Origin of the sequence: Hahella sp. CCB-MM4 (assembly GCF_002260525.1) — a bacterium.
GTDB lineage: Bacteria > Pseudomonadota > Gammaproteobacteria > Pseudomonadales > Oleiphilaceae > Hahella.
The window spans coordinates 1-17,945 of record NZ_MRYI01000031.1 but is presented as its reverse complement, the minus strand read 5'-3'; the positions used below and the strand labels follow the sequence as shown (position 1 = coordinate 17,945).

The window sequence follows — 17,945 nt, the reverse complement described above, 5'->3', positions numbered from 1 at the left end:
GGCTCCGCTGACCGCCCTGGTGGCCAGCTACTCCAGCCCCGAAGGGCTGTTCTGGGCCAAGCTCTCCGCCGTCTCGACCCTGGCCTGTGCGCCGATCCTGATCTTCGGCTGGCTGAGCCAGAAACAATTGGTGCGCGGACTGTCGTTCGGTGCGGTGAAATAACTTATTTAACAGCGGGCCGGCTACGCCGGTCCGAAGCAAGAGGATGTCTCCATGTCTGATCTGAAAATCAGAAATCTCAAGAAGGTCTTCGATGGCCTGGAAATCATCAAAGGGGTAAACCTGGACATCAACGATCACGAATTCGTGGTGTTTGTAGGCCCTTCCGGCTGTGGTAAGTCCACCCTGTTACGGCTGATTGCCGGGCTGGAGGAAGTCTCCAGTGGCAGTATTCATCTGGACGACCGTGAGATCACCGATCTGGCCCCGGCTAAGCGCGATCTAGCCATGGTATTTCAGTCCTACGCCCTGTATCCGCACAAGACGGTGCGCAAGAACATGTCCTTTGCCCTGGATCTGGCGGGCGAAGACAAAGCGGTGATCGACAAGAAAGTGAACGATGCGGCCCGCATCCTGGAACTGGACCACTTGCTGGACCGCAAGCCCAAGGCCCTGTCCGGTGGGCAGCGGCAGCGGGTGGCGATCGGCCGGGCCATCGTGCGCCAGCCCAAGGTGTTCCTGTTCGACGAGCCCCTGTCCAACCTGGACGCGGCCCTGAGAGTGCAGATGCGCCTGGAACTTGCACGGCTGCACCAGGAACTCAACGCCACCATGATCTACGTCACCCACGACCAGGTGGAAGCCATGACCCTGGCCGACAAGGTGGTGGTGCTCAACGGCGGCCGTATCGAACAGGTGGGCAGCCCGCTGGAGTTGTATCACCATCCGGTGAACCAGTTCGTGGCCGGGTTTATCGGTACGCCCAAGATGGCGTTCCTGAAGGCCAAGGTCAAAGTAGCCAGCCCCATGGCCGTCACCGTGACTCTGGCTTGTGGCCCGGAATACACCCTGGAGCTGGACGGCAGCGGCCTGCAAAACGGTGAGGAAGTGACGGTGGGCATCCGGCCGGAACATATTCAGGTCACCCGGGCGGAAGAGAGCGCGTTCAAGGTTCACCTGGACGTGGCGGAACATCTGGGAGCGGATACCTACTGCTATGTGAAGGCGACCTCCGGAGAAACCCTGACGGTAAGAGCGCCGGGGGATTTTGAGCCGAGCTTTGGGGATCAGGTGGGACTACAGCCGGAGCTGGCGCGGTGTCATCTGTTTGACAAGGAAGGGAAGGCGATTCGTAAGCCCGGCGCACCGGCCAAAGCCGCGTAAACATAAAAAATCGATTGGCCGTATTGGTCCGGGTGGAACGTACGGCCGACAGATAAAGGTACGGCCAACGGATAAAAGAGTGGGCGAAAGAAATATGCAGTCTGAAAACAGCGCATACCACACAACAGTTCAGTAGGTCGGCCCTTAGGAAAGGGTCAGAGGTGTAGGAAAAATGACGAAATTAAGCGCAGAGTGTTTGTCCGGGCTGGACGACAGTATTATCCGTCCGGTATATGACCGGAAAGCGATCAGGCAGGGAATTGTTCATATCGGCGTCGGTGGTTTTCATCGTGCCCATCAGGCGATTTATACAGAGCAGTTGCTAAATCGTGGTAAATCTCTGGAATGGGGCATATGTGGTGTGGGATTGCGTCCGGAAGATCAGGGCATGCGCGATGCTCTAGCAGCACAGGACTACCTGTATACCTTGTACGAACTTGGCGATGGCGATGATACCCAGACCCAGGTGGTGGGAGCCATCGGTGACTTCATACTGGCACAGGATAATCCACAAAAGTTAATAGAGAAGCTGTCTTCACCCGAAACACGGATTGTTTCCCTGACCATTACTGAAGGGGGGTATTGCACTGACGACAGCACGGGTGAGTTCAATGCACACCTACCACAGATACAGCATGATCTTCAGCATCCGGAATCACCGAAAACTGTCTTTGGATACCTCAGCGCCGCTCTTAAATTACGGCGTGATCGAGGGGTAACTCCTTTCACGGTGATGTCATGTGACAACCTTCCGCATAACGGCGAGGTTGCCCGAAAGGCATTACTCACATTTACCGGTTTGCAGGATCAGGAACTCGCCCGCTGGATCGATGAGAATGTCAGCTTTCCAAATGCCATGGTGGATCGAATTACACCCATGACCAGTGATGAACATAGGGAGCAGCTCAGAGCTGCCACCGGCATAGAAGACCGCTGGCCGGTTGTTGCAGAACCCTTCATCCAATGGGTATTAGAAGATCGATTCTGTAACGGGCGCCCTGAGTGGGAAGAGGTCGGAGTCCAGTTCACAGACGATGTGACACCATATGAAGATATGAAAATCCGTCTTCTCAATGGTAGCCATCTGGCCATGACCTATTTAGGCTTTCTGCTTGGGTACCGATTCGCCCATGAGACTATGGAAGATGAAACTCTCAGACGATACGTTCGGAGCTATATGGACCTCGATGTGACATCGACGCTTTCTCCGGTGCCGGGTATCGACCTTGAAGAGTACAAAAATACCCTGATAGAGCGCTTTTCCAACCGGGAGATATGTGATCAGTTGAGTCGGATTTGTTCGGATGGTTCATCCAAATTTCCCAAATTCGTATTGCCGACGCTGCTGGATATGATGGCTCAAGGCAAGCCTTTGGCGCGTGTGGCTCTCATCATTGCCGCCTGGGCTCATTATCTGAGAGGTGTGGATGAAAAAGGAGAGCGCTACTCCATTCCAGACCCCAGAGCGGGTTGGTTGCAGGAAGCCATTGCAGAAACATCAAATGTGGTTGAAAGCTTCCTCGGCCTGGAGGATGTCTTTGGAAAAACGATTCCAAATTCTGCGGAGTTTGTCAGTGCTTTCCAACTGCAGCTGGAACGCTTGCAGAAGTTCGGAGTCAAGGCCACTTTGGAAATGACGCTCGGCGATTAAGGGCTGGCCTCCATCATGCCCCCGAGAAAAGGCAATGCTATCTTTGACATGGACGGGCTTCTGATTAACTCAGAGCCTGTCTGGCAAAGTGTTGAGCAGGCTGTCCTGAAAGCTCAGTATGGACTGCATCTGAGTTCAGCTGAGCTGGCCAGGTATGCCGGGACCAGTACCAGTTATGTTTCCCTAGCCCTTGCCAGAGATTATCCGGATCATTCGATTGATCACATTCATCTGGCATTCTGTATTCTCGAAGAGATGCACCGGAGAATTGAAGAGGTCCCTCTGATGCCGGGCGCGCGGGAGCTGTTGGAGGTAATGAGAGAAGGCGATATTCCGGTGGCTATCGCCTCTTCTTCTCCCATGTCACTGATTGATGCCGTCATACAAACCCATCAGTTACCGGTATACATCACCGCATCAGCCACTGAAGTTCCGTATCCAAAACCGCATCCGGCTGTTTTTCTGCTGGCGGCTCAACGTCTGGGAGCGGAAGCCTGGGATTGTATTGTCTGGGAAGACTCACTAAATGGTGTGATCGCAGCGAAATCCGCCGGGATGGGGGTCGTCGCGGTTCCGGAAGCCGACCACCCGACTCCGGAGAAGTTTGCTATCGCGGATCTGATTCATACCTCTCTGAATGAAAGTCTTAATACCGAGACCTACTTTTCTATGTTTGGTATGGCCTGGATGCCTGCCTGAGTATGGTATGGCCCTGGGTATCGATAACTGTTTACCTCTGTAGATTACAAGAGAGATTCTATGTCCAACTTACTTGAACAGTTGAAACGTCTGAGTATTGTGGTAGCTGATACCGGTGATCTGGCGGCCATTCGCCAGTTTGCGCCTCAGGATGCCACGACCAACCCGTCATTGATCCTCAAAGCGGTGCAATCCGGACAATATGATGACCTGGTTGCGAGCATACTAGAGCAGGTCAACGCGATGTCCCTGCCATTGGAGCGTGCCGTAGAAGAAGCTGGTGATCGGCTGATTGTGGCAATGGGCAGGGTCATACTTCAGCATGTGCCAGGACGCGTTTCCACTGAGGTGAATGCAAGATTGTCATTTGATACACAGGCGAGCATCAATAAAGCCAGAAATCTGGTGAGCATGTATGAGCAAGCCGGAATCTCCCGAGACCGGATTTTGATCAAGCTCGCTGCGACCTGGGAAGGAATCCGGGCGGCACAAATCCTGGAGCAGGAAGGAATCCAGTGTAATCTCACACTGATATTCAGTTTTGTGCAGGCTCAGGCCTGTGCAGAGGCGGGCGTATATCTGATATCTCCCTTTGTCGGTCGAATACTTGATTGGTATCGGAAGCAGCATCCGGAACAAGACTTTGCTCCTGAAAATGAGCCCGGTGTGTGCTCTGTCAGGACTATTTATGAGTACTTCAGACGTCATGGCTATGCCACCATCGTCATGGGAGCAAGTTTCAGAAATGCCGGTGAAATTATTGCTCTGGCCGGCTGCGACAGGCTCACGATAAGTCCATCCTTGCTTCAGGAACTATCCGAGACTGAGGGGAGACTGGAGTCTTCTCTGACGATGCCAGAAGCCAGTAGCGTTCCTCCAGAAGCGATGACGGAAGCGTCGTTTCGCTGGCAATTAAATGAAGATGCCATGGCCACCGAGAAGTTGGCTGAGGGTATTCGGGGATTTGAGCAGGATCAGCTCAAGCTGGAAACAATGCTGCGGACACAACTGTCTGGAATAAGGTCTGAAACGCCTAGCTCCACCGTTATGGGAGGTTTATGTGTATCTGGGAATTGACTGTGGAACCCAAGGTACCAAAGCGGTGATCCTTGATCCGGAAAAGGCTCTTATCATTGGTGAAGGGTATGCATCTCATCAGATGATCAGTGGTTCCAACGGATGCCGGGAGCAAGAACCCTCCTGGTGGGTCGAAGCCCTGATAGAGAGCTATCGCAAAGCGCTCGACCAAGCCGGAGTTTCAGGAAAGCAGATAACCGCCATTGGTGTTTCCGGTCAACAACACGGACTGGTGATACTGGATTCTGCAGGTGAGGTGATTCGCCCCGCCAAGCTCTGGTGTGATACTGAAACCTCTCAACAGAATAGCGAATTACTGACACTGATGGGCGGTGAACAGGGGGCTCTGGCACAATTGGGGCTGGTACTCGCAACCGGCTACACTTTGTCCAAGCTGCTGTGGTTGAAGCAAGTAGAACCTGAAAGTTTTAATCGAATTGAGCATATTCTTCTTCCTCACGATTATCTGAATTATTGGCTCACCGGCGAAATGGCGTCTGAATTTGGCGATGCTTCCGGGACCGGGTATTTTGATATTCGACGGCGTGAATGGAATCTGGATGTGTTGACCCTGGTGGATGATTCCGGCCGGTTGCCAAAGTCATTACCGCCATTATTGGAAGCTCACCAGTCTATTGGGCGTATCAGGCCGGAAGTAGCCAAACTGCTGGGGCTTGAGGAAAGCGTTATCGTTGCCAGCGGTGGTGGTGACAACATGATGGGCGCCATTGGTACAGGGAATATCCAGAACGGTGTGGTGACGATGAGCCTGGGGACTTCAGGTGCCGTTTATGCCTGTTCGGAACAGCCATTACAGTCGCTGCATCCACTTGTGGCGTCATTTTGTTCCTCAAGTAATGGATGGTTGCCGCTGATCTGCACCATGAACCTGACCGGCGCAGCGAATTCAGTACGCCATCTGTTCGGGCTGGAGCTTGATGAATTCAATGATCGCGCAGCCCGATCCCCAATTGGTGCGGAAGGCATTACTCTGCTGCCATTTTTTAACGGCGAGCGTGTGCCGGCCTTACCTGATGCCAGTGGCAGTCTGTTGGGGATGAACAGTCAGAACCTGAACCCATCCAACTTGTGTCGGGCTGTATTAGAAGGAACGACATTCGGTTTACGCTATGGTCTCGATCTTCTGAGAGAGTCGGGCATCAAAACCCGGGAAATACGTTTGATCGGCGGGGGAGCAAAGAGCCCGTTCTGGCGACAAATGGTGGCAGACATAATGGATACCAGAGTCGTCTGCCCGACACTGGGCGAAGCTGGTGCGTTGGGAGGAGCGATTCAGGCGGCCTGGTGTGAGTCCCATCTTCAGGGGCGCAAAGAGTCGTTATCTGATCTATGTGGGCGGTACGTGGTGTTAGACGAAAGCAGTGCAGTGGAGCCTTCGTCGATGGCTGTCGGCGCTTATCAGGAGGCCTATGATTTATATCGCCAAAGGCTTACTTCTGCTTATCCCCAAATTTGACGTACTTAAGACTGACGCGCCCAAGGTTTGATGTGTTTAAGATGTGACATGAACCGTGGATTGAAAAGAACCCTCTGAAAGATACCCCTCAGGTGCCGGTTTTAAGGTCTGCCTGCAGGCGCTGTGTCGTCTGCATCCGGTATTCTCTGGGAGTAATTCCTTTCAGTTCCTGGAAACGGCGGTTGAAGTTTGCCACGTTGTTAAAGCCCACCTGGAAGCAGATACTGGCTACCTTTTCATTGGTTTCTGACAGCAGGCTGCAGGCTTTGCTGATCCTTACCCGGTTAACGAATTCAATAAACCGGTTACCTGTTGCCTTGCGGAAAAAGCGTGAGAAATGACTTTCCGTCATGCCAACCAGGTCGGCAGTTTCGCCGAGCGTGATTGGCATTTCAAAGTTGTTGATCACATATTCCACCACTGTATTGATCTTTCGTTGCATCGCATCATTGGTATTGGAATATATCTGCATGGTGGAAAGCTGGCGATAGTTCTGCCATTGGGACAGGTAATTGATAAAATCAAGAAAATGGACAATCCGGGAAAAGCCGGTGGATTCGCGAATCTTTTCAAATCGGCGACGGATATCGGCAGGATCTACACCGATAAACTCAACTCCGGATCTGGCACGTTCCAGCATCGGCAGCAGCAGGCTCATTTCAGGAATCGTGCTGATGCTGTCTTCAATGGTTTCGTGATTGAACTGTACAACCATGTCACGCAGCCCGACATGTGAAGCGGGGTGGTTCATACTGACCCAGTTGTGGGGAAGGCGTGGTCCGGTCAGGACAAGCTGGCCGGGGCCGAACAAGCCAACGTAGTCGCCGACAAACACTTTTCCGGTCGTGGCGGCAATGAAATGGAGTTCGTACTCATCATGTGCGTGCCAGCGAATTAACTCACTGGGAAATCCGTGCTCAAGGTAACGGATGGTTTCCCCATTGGGGTCGGTGATCTCAATTTCAGGAGTCGCTTTGTTAATCTTACGCATTGGCTCGGCCCTACCTGATAATGCAACGTATTATTGTTATCGAGCTTATCCAGCCGGTTCCCCGGGAAGACATCAATGTCTTCCAGACTACTGCTAGTTAATATGCATGAATCTGTCGATGAACTCTAATACCTCTAGCGACAAAAATGATACTTTTTTGCGCATATGACAAGGTTAAAGGGAGGATACTTGCAATATTAGTATAAATTAATGCGGTAACTATTTAGCGCATTAGCGCAGCCCAAAACCTGGATGCTCGGTGAGGCTATCTCCATTTTTCCTGGACATTTGCCCACAGGTCTTCGTCCAGCCACTTCTCCGCCATGGGGAAAAAAATGGTTTCCTCTGCCTCAAGGTGGTCAAAGTACTTATCGATATAGTCTGTAATCATGCTGCTGAGCTCTTCATCAGTGCAGCTGTCATCCTGGCACTGTGACTGCAAGCTGGACATAATCCGCCCAAAAGCCGCATGGTCCTTGGCAATTTGTTCAACGCTCCGGTGAATGGGCGCTTCCGTAGACATCAACGCTTCCCTGACCAACTCTTCGTTGAAGTGATGGTTCCGTTCCTCTTCACTTTTCAGTTCCTCCAGTGAATTGATGAGCAGATCGCGTATATCACTGGCGTCAGTCTGAGTCAGTTCCTGATTGAGTTTTGAAATCTCCTTGATAACGGCAGATGCCTGTCGGTGATAATTGAGCAATTCTTCCAGTAACGGATGCATGGGCCACCTCCTGCGGTAAGGTACTATTTACGATAGAGAACTCTGCTTGCGGCAACGTACTCTGATTCAAAATTCCTTTTTATAAATATAGGATATCCTGCACACAGAGAATTGACATTTGTCATCCCTGTCGTAAAAAAGTGTTTGATCCACATCAACGTGCGGCAGGGTAACAACCCCTAGACTAATTTGATGAAAGTTAAGTGAAAAATTAGAGCAAGGTAGTAAAAACCAGAATTAGGTAGAAAAACTAGAATAAGGTAGAAAAATTAGAATAAGGTAAAAGTAGCCAGGGGCAGGTCCTGACTGACGAAGGATGACACACATGCGCAAGGTTATCGTGGTATTGGTGGTAATTCTCACCGCTGCCGGTCTTTATGCCTGGAAGGGTATGGCTGATCCGATCATGGTTTCTCTTCATACGGTCGATCAGGGGCCGGTGGAAGACACTGTGGCCAATACTCGTGCCGGAACGGTAAGAGCCTGCCAGCGCTCAAAGCTGTCAATGCAGACCGGTGGAACCGTGGAAGCCTTAATGGTCAAAGCGGGTGATCGGGTAGAGAAGGGACAGCTGTTACTTCAACTGCGCGACCAGGAATATCAGGCCGCCCTGGATCAGGCGAAGGCCAATCTACAAGTGGTTTTACAGAAGCGGGCGGAGATCTGCTATGGCGCAGATCGTGATCTTCGGGAACAGAGCCGTCAAGAGCGTCTGGCCGCCAAGAAACTAACCTCCGAAGAGTCTTTGGACTCTGCCAAAACCCGCGCAGCCATGTCATCTCTGGCCTGTAAGGCAGCAGAGGCTCAGATCGAAGAAGCCAAAGCCCTGGTAAAACTCAGCGAAGTGAACCTGGAACGCACCCGTCTTACCGCACCCTTTGCCGGGGTTGTGGCAGAAATCAACGGGGAAGTGGGAGAGTACGTCACACCGTCGCCTCCAGGTATTGTGACCCCGCCTGCGGTTGATCTGATTGATGACAAATGTCTTTATGTCCGGGCTCCCATTGATGAAGTGGACACCGCCAAGATCAAGGTCGGTATGCCGGCCAAGGTGACTCTGGATGCTTTTCGTGGGCTATCTCTTAGTGCCAGGGTGTCGAGAGTTGCGCCATATGTTCAGGATTATGAAAAGCAGGCACGGACCGTCGATGTGGAAGTTCAGATAGACCAAGTACCGGAGGATTTGAACCTGTTGGTCGGCTACAGCGCTGATATCGAAGTCATCCTTGAGCACCATAGCGGAGTGACTCGCATTCCGACTGAAATGATCATGGAGGGAAATACGGTGTTGCGATTTAACCCGGAGAGTAAAGTCCTCGAGAAACAGGTTTTCACTCCTGGATTGAGCAATTGGGTGTACACCGAAATTATTTCAGGTTTGTCGCCCGGTGATCGCATACTCGCTGCCTTGGATACCGAGGGCGCTGACGAAGGTGTCGTGGTAATTCCGGAAGAGAGTACCTCTTCTCAGAGTCCGGATTTATAAGGGATTGACCCTTTATGAATTCAGACTTGAACCCGGCAAAATCTGCAGACTGGCTTTTGGCAAAGCCAGCAGATCTGGTGAGATTGATTTCAGTGGATCGCCATTTTCTGCTGGGAGACCAGACTGTAAAAGCATTGGATGATGTGGATTTGCTGGTCAGAGCCGGAGAATATATTTCCGTCATGGGCCCGTCAGGATCAGGAAAATCAACCTTACTCAATATCCTGGGGTTGTTGGACCAGCCCAGCCGGGGCGAATATGTGTTGGACGGGGTTTCTACCACCGGGCTTAAAGACAAAGCCCGCGCCGCCTACAGACAAAGCGAAATCGGCTTTGTATTTCAATCCTATCATCTGATTCCCCGCATGACCGCCCGCGCGAATATCGAACTCCCCCTGATGCTGGCTGGCGTACCTCCCCGGGAACGTCAGGCACGAATCAAACCTGTTATGGAGCGTTTGGGAATTGCTGACAGGGCAGAACATCTTCCTAAGCAATTGTCCGGTGGCCAAAGGCAGAGAGTTGCCATCGGGCGGGCCATCATGATGAAACCCAAGTTGTTATTGGCGGATGAGCCTACCGGAAATCTGGATACCGCGTCCGGTGCCGAAGTGGTCAGTCTGTTGGAGGAACTGAACAAAGAAGGCATTACTTTGATTGTGGTGACCCACGATCTGGATCTGGGGACTCGTGCCAGGAGACAGATCAAAATGGTGGACGGACGCATTGCCGCGGATACCAGTCAAGCCTCTGAACGGGATACAAGGGCGGGTGAGGGCCATGACACTCGTTGATATGGCGAGGTTCAATTGGCTGGTGGTCAGCAAACACCGGTTTCGTACCGCGATGGTGATGCTGGCGCTGGTGATCGGCGTCAGCGCCGTCAATCTACTGATCGGTCTTGGAGAAGGGGCGCGTTTATTTATCCTTGGTGAGTTCAGCTTTCTGGGAAAAAACACTCTGATTGTCATGCCCGGGAAGAAAGAAACCACGGGGGGAATGCCGCCGATTACCGGTGAATCTCCACGCGATATTACCCTTCAGGACAGTCTTTCTGTTCAACGCCTGCCCGAAGTCAGAATGATGGCTCCTTTGGTGGTGGGCTTCGCTGAGCTTTCCTATCAGGGCCGGTTAAGGGAAAGTCTGGTGGTCGGGACCAGTCAGGACTTTATGCAAATCCGCAAGCTGGAAGTGCAGCAGGGACAATTCCTTCCTGATGTGCCTTTGGAAGAGGGTAACGCCGTCGCAGTGATCGGTAGAACATTGAAGCGGGAATTATTTGGCCCTGAGCCTGCATTAGGTCGTTGGCTGAGAGCCGGCGACCGCCGCTTCCGTGTGATTGGCGTGTTGTCCAGCAAGGGGATGGCCCTTGGGATGGACTTTGATGAGGTCATGATCGTACCGGTTGCCAGCGCCCAGGCGCTGTTCAATCAGGAAGGATTGTTCAGAGTCTTCGCTGAAGTCCGTTCCTATGATTATGTGGAGTCAGCCAAAGAACGTATCGCTTCGGTGATCCGCGAACGCCATGACGGAGAGGAAGATGTGACGGTGATTACCCAGGATGCGCTCCTGGCATCATTCGATAAAATTCTCCAGACGCTGACCCTGGCAGTAGGGGGCGTTGCAGCGATCAGCCTGGTTGTTGCGGGTGTGCTGATCATGAATGTGATGTTAATCAGTGTCAGCCAGCGGACGGATGAAATCGGTCTGTTGAAAGCCCTGGGCGCAGATGCTGTCACCATTGAACGTTTATTCCTCTCAGAAGCGGTATTGCTGGCGTTGCTGGGTGGTGCAACCGGCTTGCTGTTAAGTGAAAGCCTGTTGGCGATTGGGCGGGTGTTTTATCCGAATGTACCGCTGGGCTCGCCCCTTTGGGCCAAGACCGCCGCATTTATGACCGCCATTCTGACCGCATTGATATTTGCCTGGCTTCCTTCGCGACGGGCATCAGCCATGGAGCCAGTTGCCGCATTAAATGAGAGTCGGGGAGTGTAGCCATGAGTCTGCTTGACGCCCTGCGTTGGGTCCTGGCGACTCTAAAGTTCGGGCGCGCCCGTTCAGCGCTGACAGCCATTGGCATCGCCATAGGAATTGCTGCCGTGTCGCTGCTGACCTCCATCGGCGAGGGTGTAAGAACCTATGTGATGGATGAGTTTTCCCAATTTGGAACACGCATCATTGCCATTAATCCCGGCAAGAATATGACGGGTGGCATGGGGGGGCTGTTGAGTTCTGTCCGGCCACTGTCCATTGAAGACAGTGATGCCTTGGCCCGGTTGCCGTTTGTGGATTTTGTGGTGCCAGTGGTGCAGGGAACCGGGGAAATTGAATATGGCCAGAAAGGACGTAATGTGGATGTATTTGGGGTCGGGGCGGACATGCCTTCTGCCTGGCAGTTTGCCGTGGGGCAGGGGCGCTTCTTACCCAGAACCCAGACCGGCGCACGTAGCAGTCCTTATGTGGTGATTGGCAATCGGGTAAAGCAGGAACTGTTTGCCGATACCAGTCCACTTGGCAAGTTGGTGAGAATCGGCGGAATGCGGTTTCGAATCATCGGCGTGATTGAGCCAAAAGGGGATATGCTTGGGTTTGATCTCGACGATGTCATCTACATTTCCGCAGATCTGGCTCTGGAAATGTTTAATCGGGACGGTCTGATGGAAATCGATGTGGTGTTTTCCCCGGCGACGGACTCCACCACCATGTCAGCGCATATCATCAACACGCTGCAGACCCGCCACGGCCGCGAGGATTTCACCCTGACAACCCAGGATCAGATGCTTTCCAGCCTAAACAGCGTGCTGTCTGTGCTGACGCTGTCTGTGGCATTGCTGGGCTCAATTTCTTTGCTGGTGGGGGCTGTCGGCATTCTGACGACCTTAACCACCAGTGTTCGTGAACGGCGGAGTGAAATCGGCTTGCTCAGCGCCCTTGGGGCAACCCGTCGACAGGTCATGAGTCTGTTCCTGGGGGAAGCGATTGCTTTGTCCACCTTCGGCGGAATATGCGGGTTAACCTTGATGTTTATCGTGGTGTTTATTACCGGCATGGCCGCACCGGAATTTCCGTTGCAGATACATTTGCCATTTGTCCTCGGTGCGCTGTTGCTGTCTATGCTGATAGGCTTAATCGCAGGTGCATTGCCGGCATATCAGGCCTCTTCACTGGACCCCATTGTGGCATTGAGATCCGAATAGCGGATATCCATCATTTTGACTCTGAAAGAGTCCGCTCCAGCGACTCCAGCCGTTCTTGGATTAAACGGCGCTCTGCCCAATATTCAAAATATAGCTGACGAATATCCTCTTCCAGCCGGCGTTTACGATCCCGGTAGGCTTCCTGACTGTAGGTGTGGTGGTACCAGATTTTTGAGTTAGCTCCCCGAAGATGCTCTTCCAAAGCCTTTTCAAGTTGGAGGCGGTCGGATTCATAGTTGGCTGATAACTGCTCCAGTAGAAACCTCTGGTCTCGGATTTCTCTATTGAGACTATCAATTTTCCTGTCCTGGCTAAGCGTTTCGCTTAAGGTTTTCATTTCGTCGGTGGAGAGCTTGTTTTGGCCAGTGGTATCTGGAGGGGGAAGCAGTTCAATCTTCTGTGATTGTTCGCCGCAGGGCTCATCGGAATAGAGGGTCCGGTCGCCGTCGACGCACTTATAGATATCTGCCCGTGCAGTTACGACGGCCAGCAATAACACGACTGCTGTCGATAACCTGACTAAAGGTGATAACACGGTTACTGGTGATAATACGACTGGCAAAACTTTCATTGATCACCATCCAAGGAGGCAAGGGAGAAGTGTAACATGCTATGCCTTCCTGGGCGCGCTCGCTCGCGATCATGGCTCTGGGCGGCAGGTTGATTTACACTGATATAAGTGGGTAAATATTGATCAGGTTGCTATTGCGTCGATGTCATGTCAGGCCAATCCGGTAACCAGGTCAGTTGAGCAATGATCAACGAAAACTGAGGAATGAGAAATGGCTCTAAATGCATATCTTCGCCTCAAGATCGATGGCAGTGATATTGAGGTGACCCCTGGGGAGGATAATACCGCCTCTGTAATGGGGGGAGTCGATGTCAGCACTGCGCTTGAGACCATGTTCTTTAAAGCTTCCATGGATATGGAAGGTAGTTCCGGAGAGCTTCGGATGTGTAATTATCCGGATGTGCAGCCAGCGGAGTTCTGGGTTCGTGTGGGTAAGAGCACTCCGCAATTGGCCCAGGCCTTCTGCCAACGGCAGCGCATAGATCTTTCCCTGGAAGTGTTTCATCTGAACCATGAAATTGGGGATATCGAGCTGTTGTTCAAATATGAGATTGAACAGGGGCGGATTGTCCGTTTTGAAGTTGAAAACCCCAGTACCTTTGAAGGTTCAAGCGCGTCATACCCGGCAATGGTAAAGCTGGGCGTAATACCCAATACGCTACGGTGGAAGTCAGTGACGCAATCAACTGAATACGAATATGACTGGAGTGAGCGCAGCTGATTGGCCTGCTCATGAAAATCGGTACAGATGAAAAAGGCGCACTGAATGTGCGCCCTGAGGTTAACAGAATTCTTCAATGGTGTTAAAAGCCATGAGGCTCGAAATCAGTCGCCGTAGATATCGAAATTGAAGTATCGGTTGGCGATTTCATCATACTTGCCGTTGGCCCTGATCGTCGCAATGGCCTGGTTGAATTCGTTCGCCAGCTTTTCATCCCGCTTCCGCAGAGCGAGGGCAGTTCCCTCACCAATATATTTGGGATCTTTAACCGCTTCGCCGACGAAAACAAAATCCTTACCGGCATCCTGGTCCAGAAACGCCAACGCTAACTGGTCGGAATTCCCGAACACTACATCCAGACGTCCGCTGGAAGCATCCAGGTAGACCTCTTCCTGGCCGCTGTAACGCTTGATATCCGCCACATCACCAAACATGTCGGTGACATAGGTGTCGTGAATTGTTCCCCGCTGAACACCGATAGCCTTGCCTTTCAGTCCGGCCTTGCTGATTTCAACATGATCTTTTTCTCTGGCGACAAAGCGGGCCGGGGTTTGGTAGTACTTATGGGTAAACAGAACCTTCTTCTTACGGTCTTCGGTGATCCGCATTGAGGCCATAATCGCATCGGCTTTATTTGCCAGCAGGGCCGGAATCAGTCCGCTCCAATCCTGCATGACCCATTCGCATTTGACCTGCATCTCCTGGCACAGGGCATCCGCAATTTCGATGTCGAAGCCTACCGGTTTCCCTTCAGGGTCCCGATAGTTGAAGGGAGGATAAGTAAAGTCCGAGGCCAGACGCACTACCCGTTGTTCCTCCGCCTGTGCCGGTCCGGTGACTGATACCAGCGTAAGGAGTCCTATTGCCAATAAACGTTTCATACTGGATCCCTTTTTATTCATCATGATCTCCTGTTTTTCTTATGCAGATTGATATTGCTCAATGGCAGCCGCTACTTCGGCCATGGATTCCGGCTCTCCGATGGTGATGCGAAGGCATCCGGAGAGGGCCGGGTCATGCGATTGGTCACGGGTGACAATACCCTGATCAAGTAAATACTCAAATAGATTTCTGTCCCCGAGTTTTTCCGCTTTCACCAGAATGAAATTGGTGTGGGAGGGAAAGACGGTCGAGATGCAGGGTATTGCCCTGAGTTTAGCGGCAAATACCTCCCGAGTGGAAATCAATCTGTCTACCGCCTGTTGCATGCCGGTGACCCCTTGCAGGCTTAACGCTGCCAATGAGATCCTGGCGCTGGGGTCGGGAATAGGGTAAGGGGCGACCAGGCGCTGAATAATCTTCATAACGGATTCGTGACATAACAGGAAACCGCAACGTACTGCGGCTAGTCCAAAGGCTTTCGACAGCGTACGGATGACGATCAGATTGGGGTAGTCTTCTAACAGATCAACAATGGTGTTCTGCGGCGCAAATTCGATGTAAGCCTCATCAACTGCCACCAGAGTGGATTGCCGGGTGTGATTCAGCACCTCACGAATATCCTCGACATCAATCAGATTGCCGGTAGGGTTGTTGGGAGAACATAGAAAGAGCAGGTTGGCTTGATGGACTGACGCTTTTATGGCGTCCAGGTCCAGCTGAAAATTATCTTTCAGTGGCGCTTTGATTACATCAACACCGTGTGCGTTGGCGCAGAACTCATACATACCGTAAGTGGGCGGACAGATCATCAGTCGGTCCTTGCCTGGCTGACAAAAGGCCCTGATCAGCAAATCAATGGCTTCATCAGCTCCACGAACGGCAATGGCATGATGAAAGGAGTTGGCTGTCTCCCTCTTGGGGTCTGCTAAACCGGCATATTGGCGATAGGTCTCCGCCAGCTGTTGGGGCAGAAAGTCCGGATATCTGTTCAATGGAACGGGAGAGATCTCATGGGTAAGATTTTTTTCCAATTCATTGGCATTCAGCCACAAGTGGCCGTTGCCGCCAATTCTCCGGGCAGACTGATAGGGTTGCAGTTTTTGAATGGCCGGCGGTGCCAGTTGTGACGCCAGGGATTCCATTATTCGCTCTCCGGTAACTCGCAGGGTGTTATCTTTATAAGGTCTTCAGCCTCGAATATAAGGTCTTGGGATTGAGCCAAGTAGCGAAATAACAGCATAATAGCTATGCAAAAATTGCATGGCTGAGTGATATGTTGAAACGACTTCCCACCACAAAAGAACTCTATGCATTTCTGGTCACCGGCCAGAAACTGAGTTTTACGCATGCGGCTGAACTGCTTAACCTGTCCCAGGGAGCTGTCAGCAGGCAGGTGATTTCTCTGGAAAAATACCTGGGAGTCGAACTCTTTTACCGACATGCAAGAGGGTTACATCTAACCCCGGCAGGTATGAAGTTTTTGCCGCAGGTAGAGCAGGCTCTGGGCCAGTTGGGTAACGCGATCGAGAGTCTTTCCACAGAGAATGGAAAGCTGCGTATTAAAGCACCGACCTGCATATTGCCCTGGCTGCTCCCAAGACTGATCAGTTTCCGCAGCACTCATCCGGAAATCGAAGTGGAACTGACATCAACTGCCGGTCATGGGGTTAATTTCTCAACGGAAAATTTTCAAGCTGCAATTGTTTACGGCCAGCAACAAGACCCGCAACTAAGTTATCGAGAACTCTTTGAAGAGATCCTGACGCCCATGTGTATCCCTGCGCTACCCGGAGTCGAACGGCTGGTGGAGAGCCCTACATATCTGCAAGACCTGACGTGGCTACATGCCAGTGAGTCTCAGCGTGATTGGAAACTGTGGCTCGAACATGCCGGGCTAGGAGATCTCCAGGCTGGCCAGAACCAACACTTCGATACCCTGGATATGGCCACCAATGCTGCCCAACGGGGATTTGGAATCACTATCGGCGACGTGACACTGAGCGCTGAAGAATTGGCTTCAGGACGTTTGATTGCACCGTTTGAGGCAAGGGTTACCAGTGGGTTTCATTATTTTTTGGTGTATCCCAATCAGATGGTTGTGGACCCACGGCTAGTGAAATTTGGTGATTGGTTGGTGATGTAGGATTGCCGGTTTGTTTCATAATTGGCAACGCGTTGCCATAAAGCCTTCTAGCTGTACATTATGTAGGGGCGGACCTATGTGTCCGCCCGTCTGACTTCCAAACCTATGCATCATTGTTGAAAGGGTAGAACGGCTGAATGATAGATTTTAATGCGTGTGATTCGATTGTTGATAAAGTATCAATAGTGATTCTAATACTCTCCATACTAATGGCCATCTTATCCGGAATAGGTGTCTATTCTAATGAAAGCGAAGAAATAAAGAAGAAAGAGATTTTTAGAGAAGTTCTGGGAGGGTTGGATGTGTTTTTTACTGGTAGGTATTTAAATAGTACTGGTAAAAAATGGCGAAGGCCTTATCTGGTTTCAATATTGTATATTGTGATGTGGTGTCTATATGCACATCATTTTATTGAATGCTAGTTGGCGTTGACAGTGATTTGAGGGGGGAAGCTAACGGGTGTCCTTCTCAAAGCAATAGGTTCATAAATGGCACTTTATATTGAGATGGATAAAGTCAACGAAACAAATGAATTCGTAGAGTATTCGTTTGGCCGAGGAGAATGCGTTGGCCTCATTCGATTAGATAAAGCGAATGAGGCCATTCATGTAATTAACGAGTGTCCCCTTGATCAAAGTGGTAGATGGTCTCAAAGAGCAGCGGTAAAACTGATTAGGTTGTGGCGTGAAGGGAGACTGCCAGAAAAAACTCATTGGGCCTCATAGTGGGGGGACTAGCGCTATAAGCGTAACCAAGGGGACTATTCAATAAAAGATGTCTACCATATGGCTGGTGTGCGGCAGGCTACTCAAGCGTTTTTATAGGTGATCGATTGTGGAAAGATACGAAGTCACGATAAATCGAATTGCTCAAGGGGGTTCTACCCCGTGACTGCGGACACTTCTAAAAAGAGGCACAATGTGCCAAAGGAGTGTTTATGAGCAAACGCAAAAAATATAGTCCAGAGTTCAAGCGTGAAGCAATTGCTTTGACCAGACAACC

General features: G+C 51.4%; 16 protein-coding genes and 1 pseudogene. 12 read left to right on the top strand and 5 right to left on the bottom strand.

The genetic code is table 11. The annotated features are described in order from the left end of the window. The 6 genes and pseudogenes from BTA51_RS28335 to xylB all read left to right on the top strand — a co-directional run. Window positions 1-163 (top strand): annotated as a pseudogene (locus BTA51_RS28335) (carbohydrate ABC transporter permease); the annotation flags it as partial. A gap of 51 nt (window positions 164-214) precedes the next feature. Next, complete coding sequence (locus tag BTA51_RS28330; RefSeq protein WP_094712457.1) at window positions 215-1,324, top strand: ABC transporter ATP-binding protein; 1,110 nt, start codon at window positions 215-217, stop codon at window positions 1,322-1,324. A 172-nt stretch (window positions 1,325-1,496) separates the two neighbouring features. Then, window positions 1,497-2,975 (top strand): mannitol dehydrogenase family protein, encoded by a 1,479-nt coding sequence (locus BTA51_RS28325; RefSeq protein ID WP_094712456.1) that lies wholly within the window; start codon window positions 1,497-1,499, stop codon window positions 2,973-2,975. A 15-nt stretch (window positions 2,976-2,990) separates the two neighbouring features. Next, complete coding sequence (locus BTA51_RS28320) at window positions 2,991-3,674, top strand: HAD family phosphatase (RefSeq protein WP_094712455.1); 684 nt, start codon at window positions 2,991-2,993, stop codon at window positions 3,672-3,674. Between the two features lie 60 nt (window positions 3,675-3,734). After that, a complete protein-coding gene (tal, locus tag BTA51_RS28315) occupies window positions 3,735-4,751 on the top strand; it encodes a transaldolase (RefSeq protein ID WP_094712454.1) in 1,017 nt (338 codons plus the stop codon). Beyond that, entirely contained in the window at window positions 4,735-6,228 is a 1,494-nt protein-coding gene (gene xylB, locus BTA51_RS28310) for a xylulokinase (protein WP_094712453.1), read from the top strand. Before tal ends, xylB begins: the two co-directional genes overlap by 17 nt. A gap of 88 nt (window positions 6,229-6,316) precedes the next feature. Here xylB and BTA51_RS28305 read toward each other — a convergent pair whose 3' ends face one another. Together BTA51_RS28305 and BTA51_RS28300 are read right to left on the bottom strand one after the other, a co-directional pair. Then, window positions 6,317-7,219 carry an AraC family transcriptional regulator gene (locus tag BTA51_RS28305; RefSeq protein WP_094712452.1) on the bottom strand — a complete coding sequence of 301 codons (903 nt, stop codon included), beginning with the start codon at window positions 7,217-7,219 and terminating at the stop codon, window positions 6,317-6,319. A 265-nt stretch (window positions 7,220-7,484) separates the two neighbouring features. Beyond that, the gene (locus BTA51_RS28300; RefSeq protein WP_094712451.1) at window positions 7,485-7,943 is read right to left on the bottom strand and encodes a hemerythrin domain-containing protein; all 459 of its coding nucleotides are present in this window, start codon (window positions 7,941-7,943) and stop codon (window positions 7,485-7,487) included. A gap of 325 nt (window positions 7,944-8,268) precedes the next feature. On the opposite strand from BTA51_RS28300, the gene BTA51_RS28295 reads away from it, so the two are divergent. The 4 genes from BTA51_RS28295 to BTA51_RS28280 are packed head-to-tail and all read left to right on the top strand — an operon-like array spanning window position 8,269 to window position 12,626. Next, on the top strand, window positions 8,269-9,429 hold the full coding sequence (locus BTA51_RS28295; protein WP_094712450.1) for an efflux RND transporter periplasmic adaptor subunit: 1,161 nt from the start codon (window positions 8,269-8,271) through the stop codon (window positions 9,427-9,429). 14 nt (window positions 9,430-9,443) lie between these two features. Further along, window positions 9,444-10,223 (top strand): ABC transporter ATP-binding protein, encoded by a 780-nt coding sequence (locus BTA51_RS28290; RefSeq protein WP_210404942.1) that lies wholly within the window; start codon window positions 9,444-9,446, stop codon window positions 10,221-10,223. Next, window positions 10,210-11,424 (top strand): ABC transporter permease, encoded by a 1,215-nt coding sequence (locus BTA51_RS28285; RefSeq protein WP_094712449.1) that lies wholly within the window; start codon window positions 10,210-10,212, stop codon window positions 11,422-11,424. Before BTA51_RS28290 ends, BTA51_RS28285 begins: the two co-directional genes overlap by 14 nt. A 2-nt stretch (window positions 11,425-11,426) precedes the next feature. Next, window positions 11,427-12,626: an ABC transporter permease gene (locus tag BTA51_RS28280; RefSeq protein ID WP_094712448.1), complete on the top strand. Its 1,200-nt coding sequence runs from the start codon at window positions 11,427-11,429 to the stop codon at window positions 12,624-12,626. A gap of 10 nt (window positions 12,627-12,636) precedes the next feature. Here the strand turns inward: BTA51_RS28280 and BTA51_RS28275 are convergent, their stop codons facing one another. Continuing rightward, window positions 12,637-13,197, bottom strand: a complete 561-nt coding sequence (locus BTA51_RS28275) for a DUF4124 domain-containing protein (RefSeq protein ID WP_094712447.1) — start codon at window positions 13,195-13,197, stop codon at window positions 12,637-12,639. 211 nt (window positions 13,198-13,408) lie between these two features. Between BTA51_RS28275 and BTA51_RS28270 the strand changes: the two genes are divergently transcribed. Beyond that, a complete protein-coding gene (locus BTA51_RS28270; RefSeq protein ID WP_094712446.1) occupies window positions 13,409-13,918 on the top strand; it encodes a type VI secretion system tube protein Hcp in 510 nt (169 codons plus the stop codon). Between the two features lie 104 nt (window positions 13,919-14,022). Here BTA51_RS28270 and BTA51_RS28265 read toward each other — a convergent pair whose 3' ends face one another. Beyond that, window positions 14,023-14,799, bottom strand: coding sequence for an ABC transporter substrate-binding protein (locus tag BTA51_RS28265; protein WP_094712458.1), 777 nt, complete (start codon window positions 14,797-14,799; stop codon window positions 14,023-14,025). 39 nt (window positions 14,800-14,838) lie between these two features. Next, a complete protein-coding gene (gene hisC, locus BTA51_RS28260) occupies window positions 14,839-15,942 on the bottom strand; it encodes a histidinol-phosphate transaminase (RefSeq protein ID WP_094712445.1) in 1,104 nt (367 codons plus the stop codon). 131 nt (window positions 15,943-16,073) lie between these two features. Between hisC and BTA51_RS28255 the strand changes: the two genes are divergently transcribed. Then, the gene (locus BTA51_RS28255) at window positions 16,074-16,943 is read left to right on the top strand and encodes a LysR substrate-binding domain-containing protein (protein ID WP_094712444.1); all 870 of its coding nucleotides are present in this window, start codon (window positions 16,074-16,076) and stop codon (window positions 16,941-16,943) included. The last annotated feature ends 1,002 nt before the right edge of the window (window positions 16,944-17,945 follow it).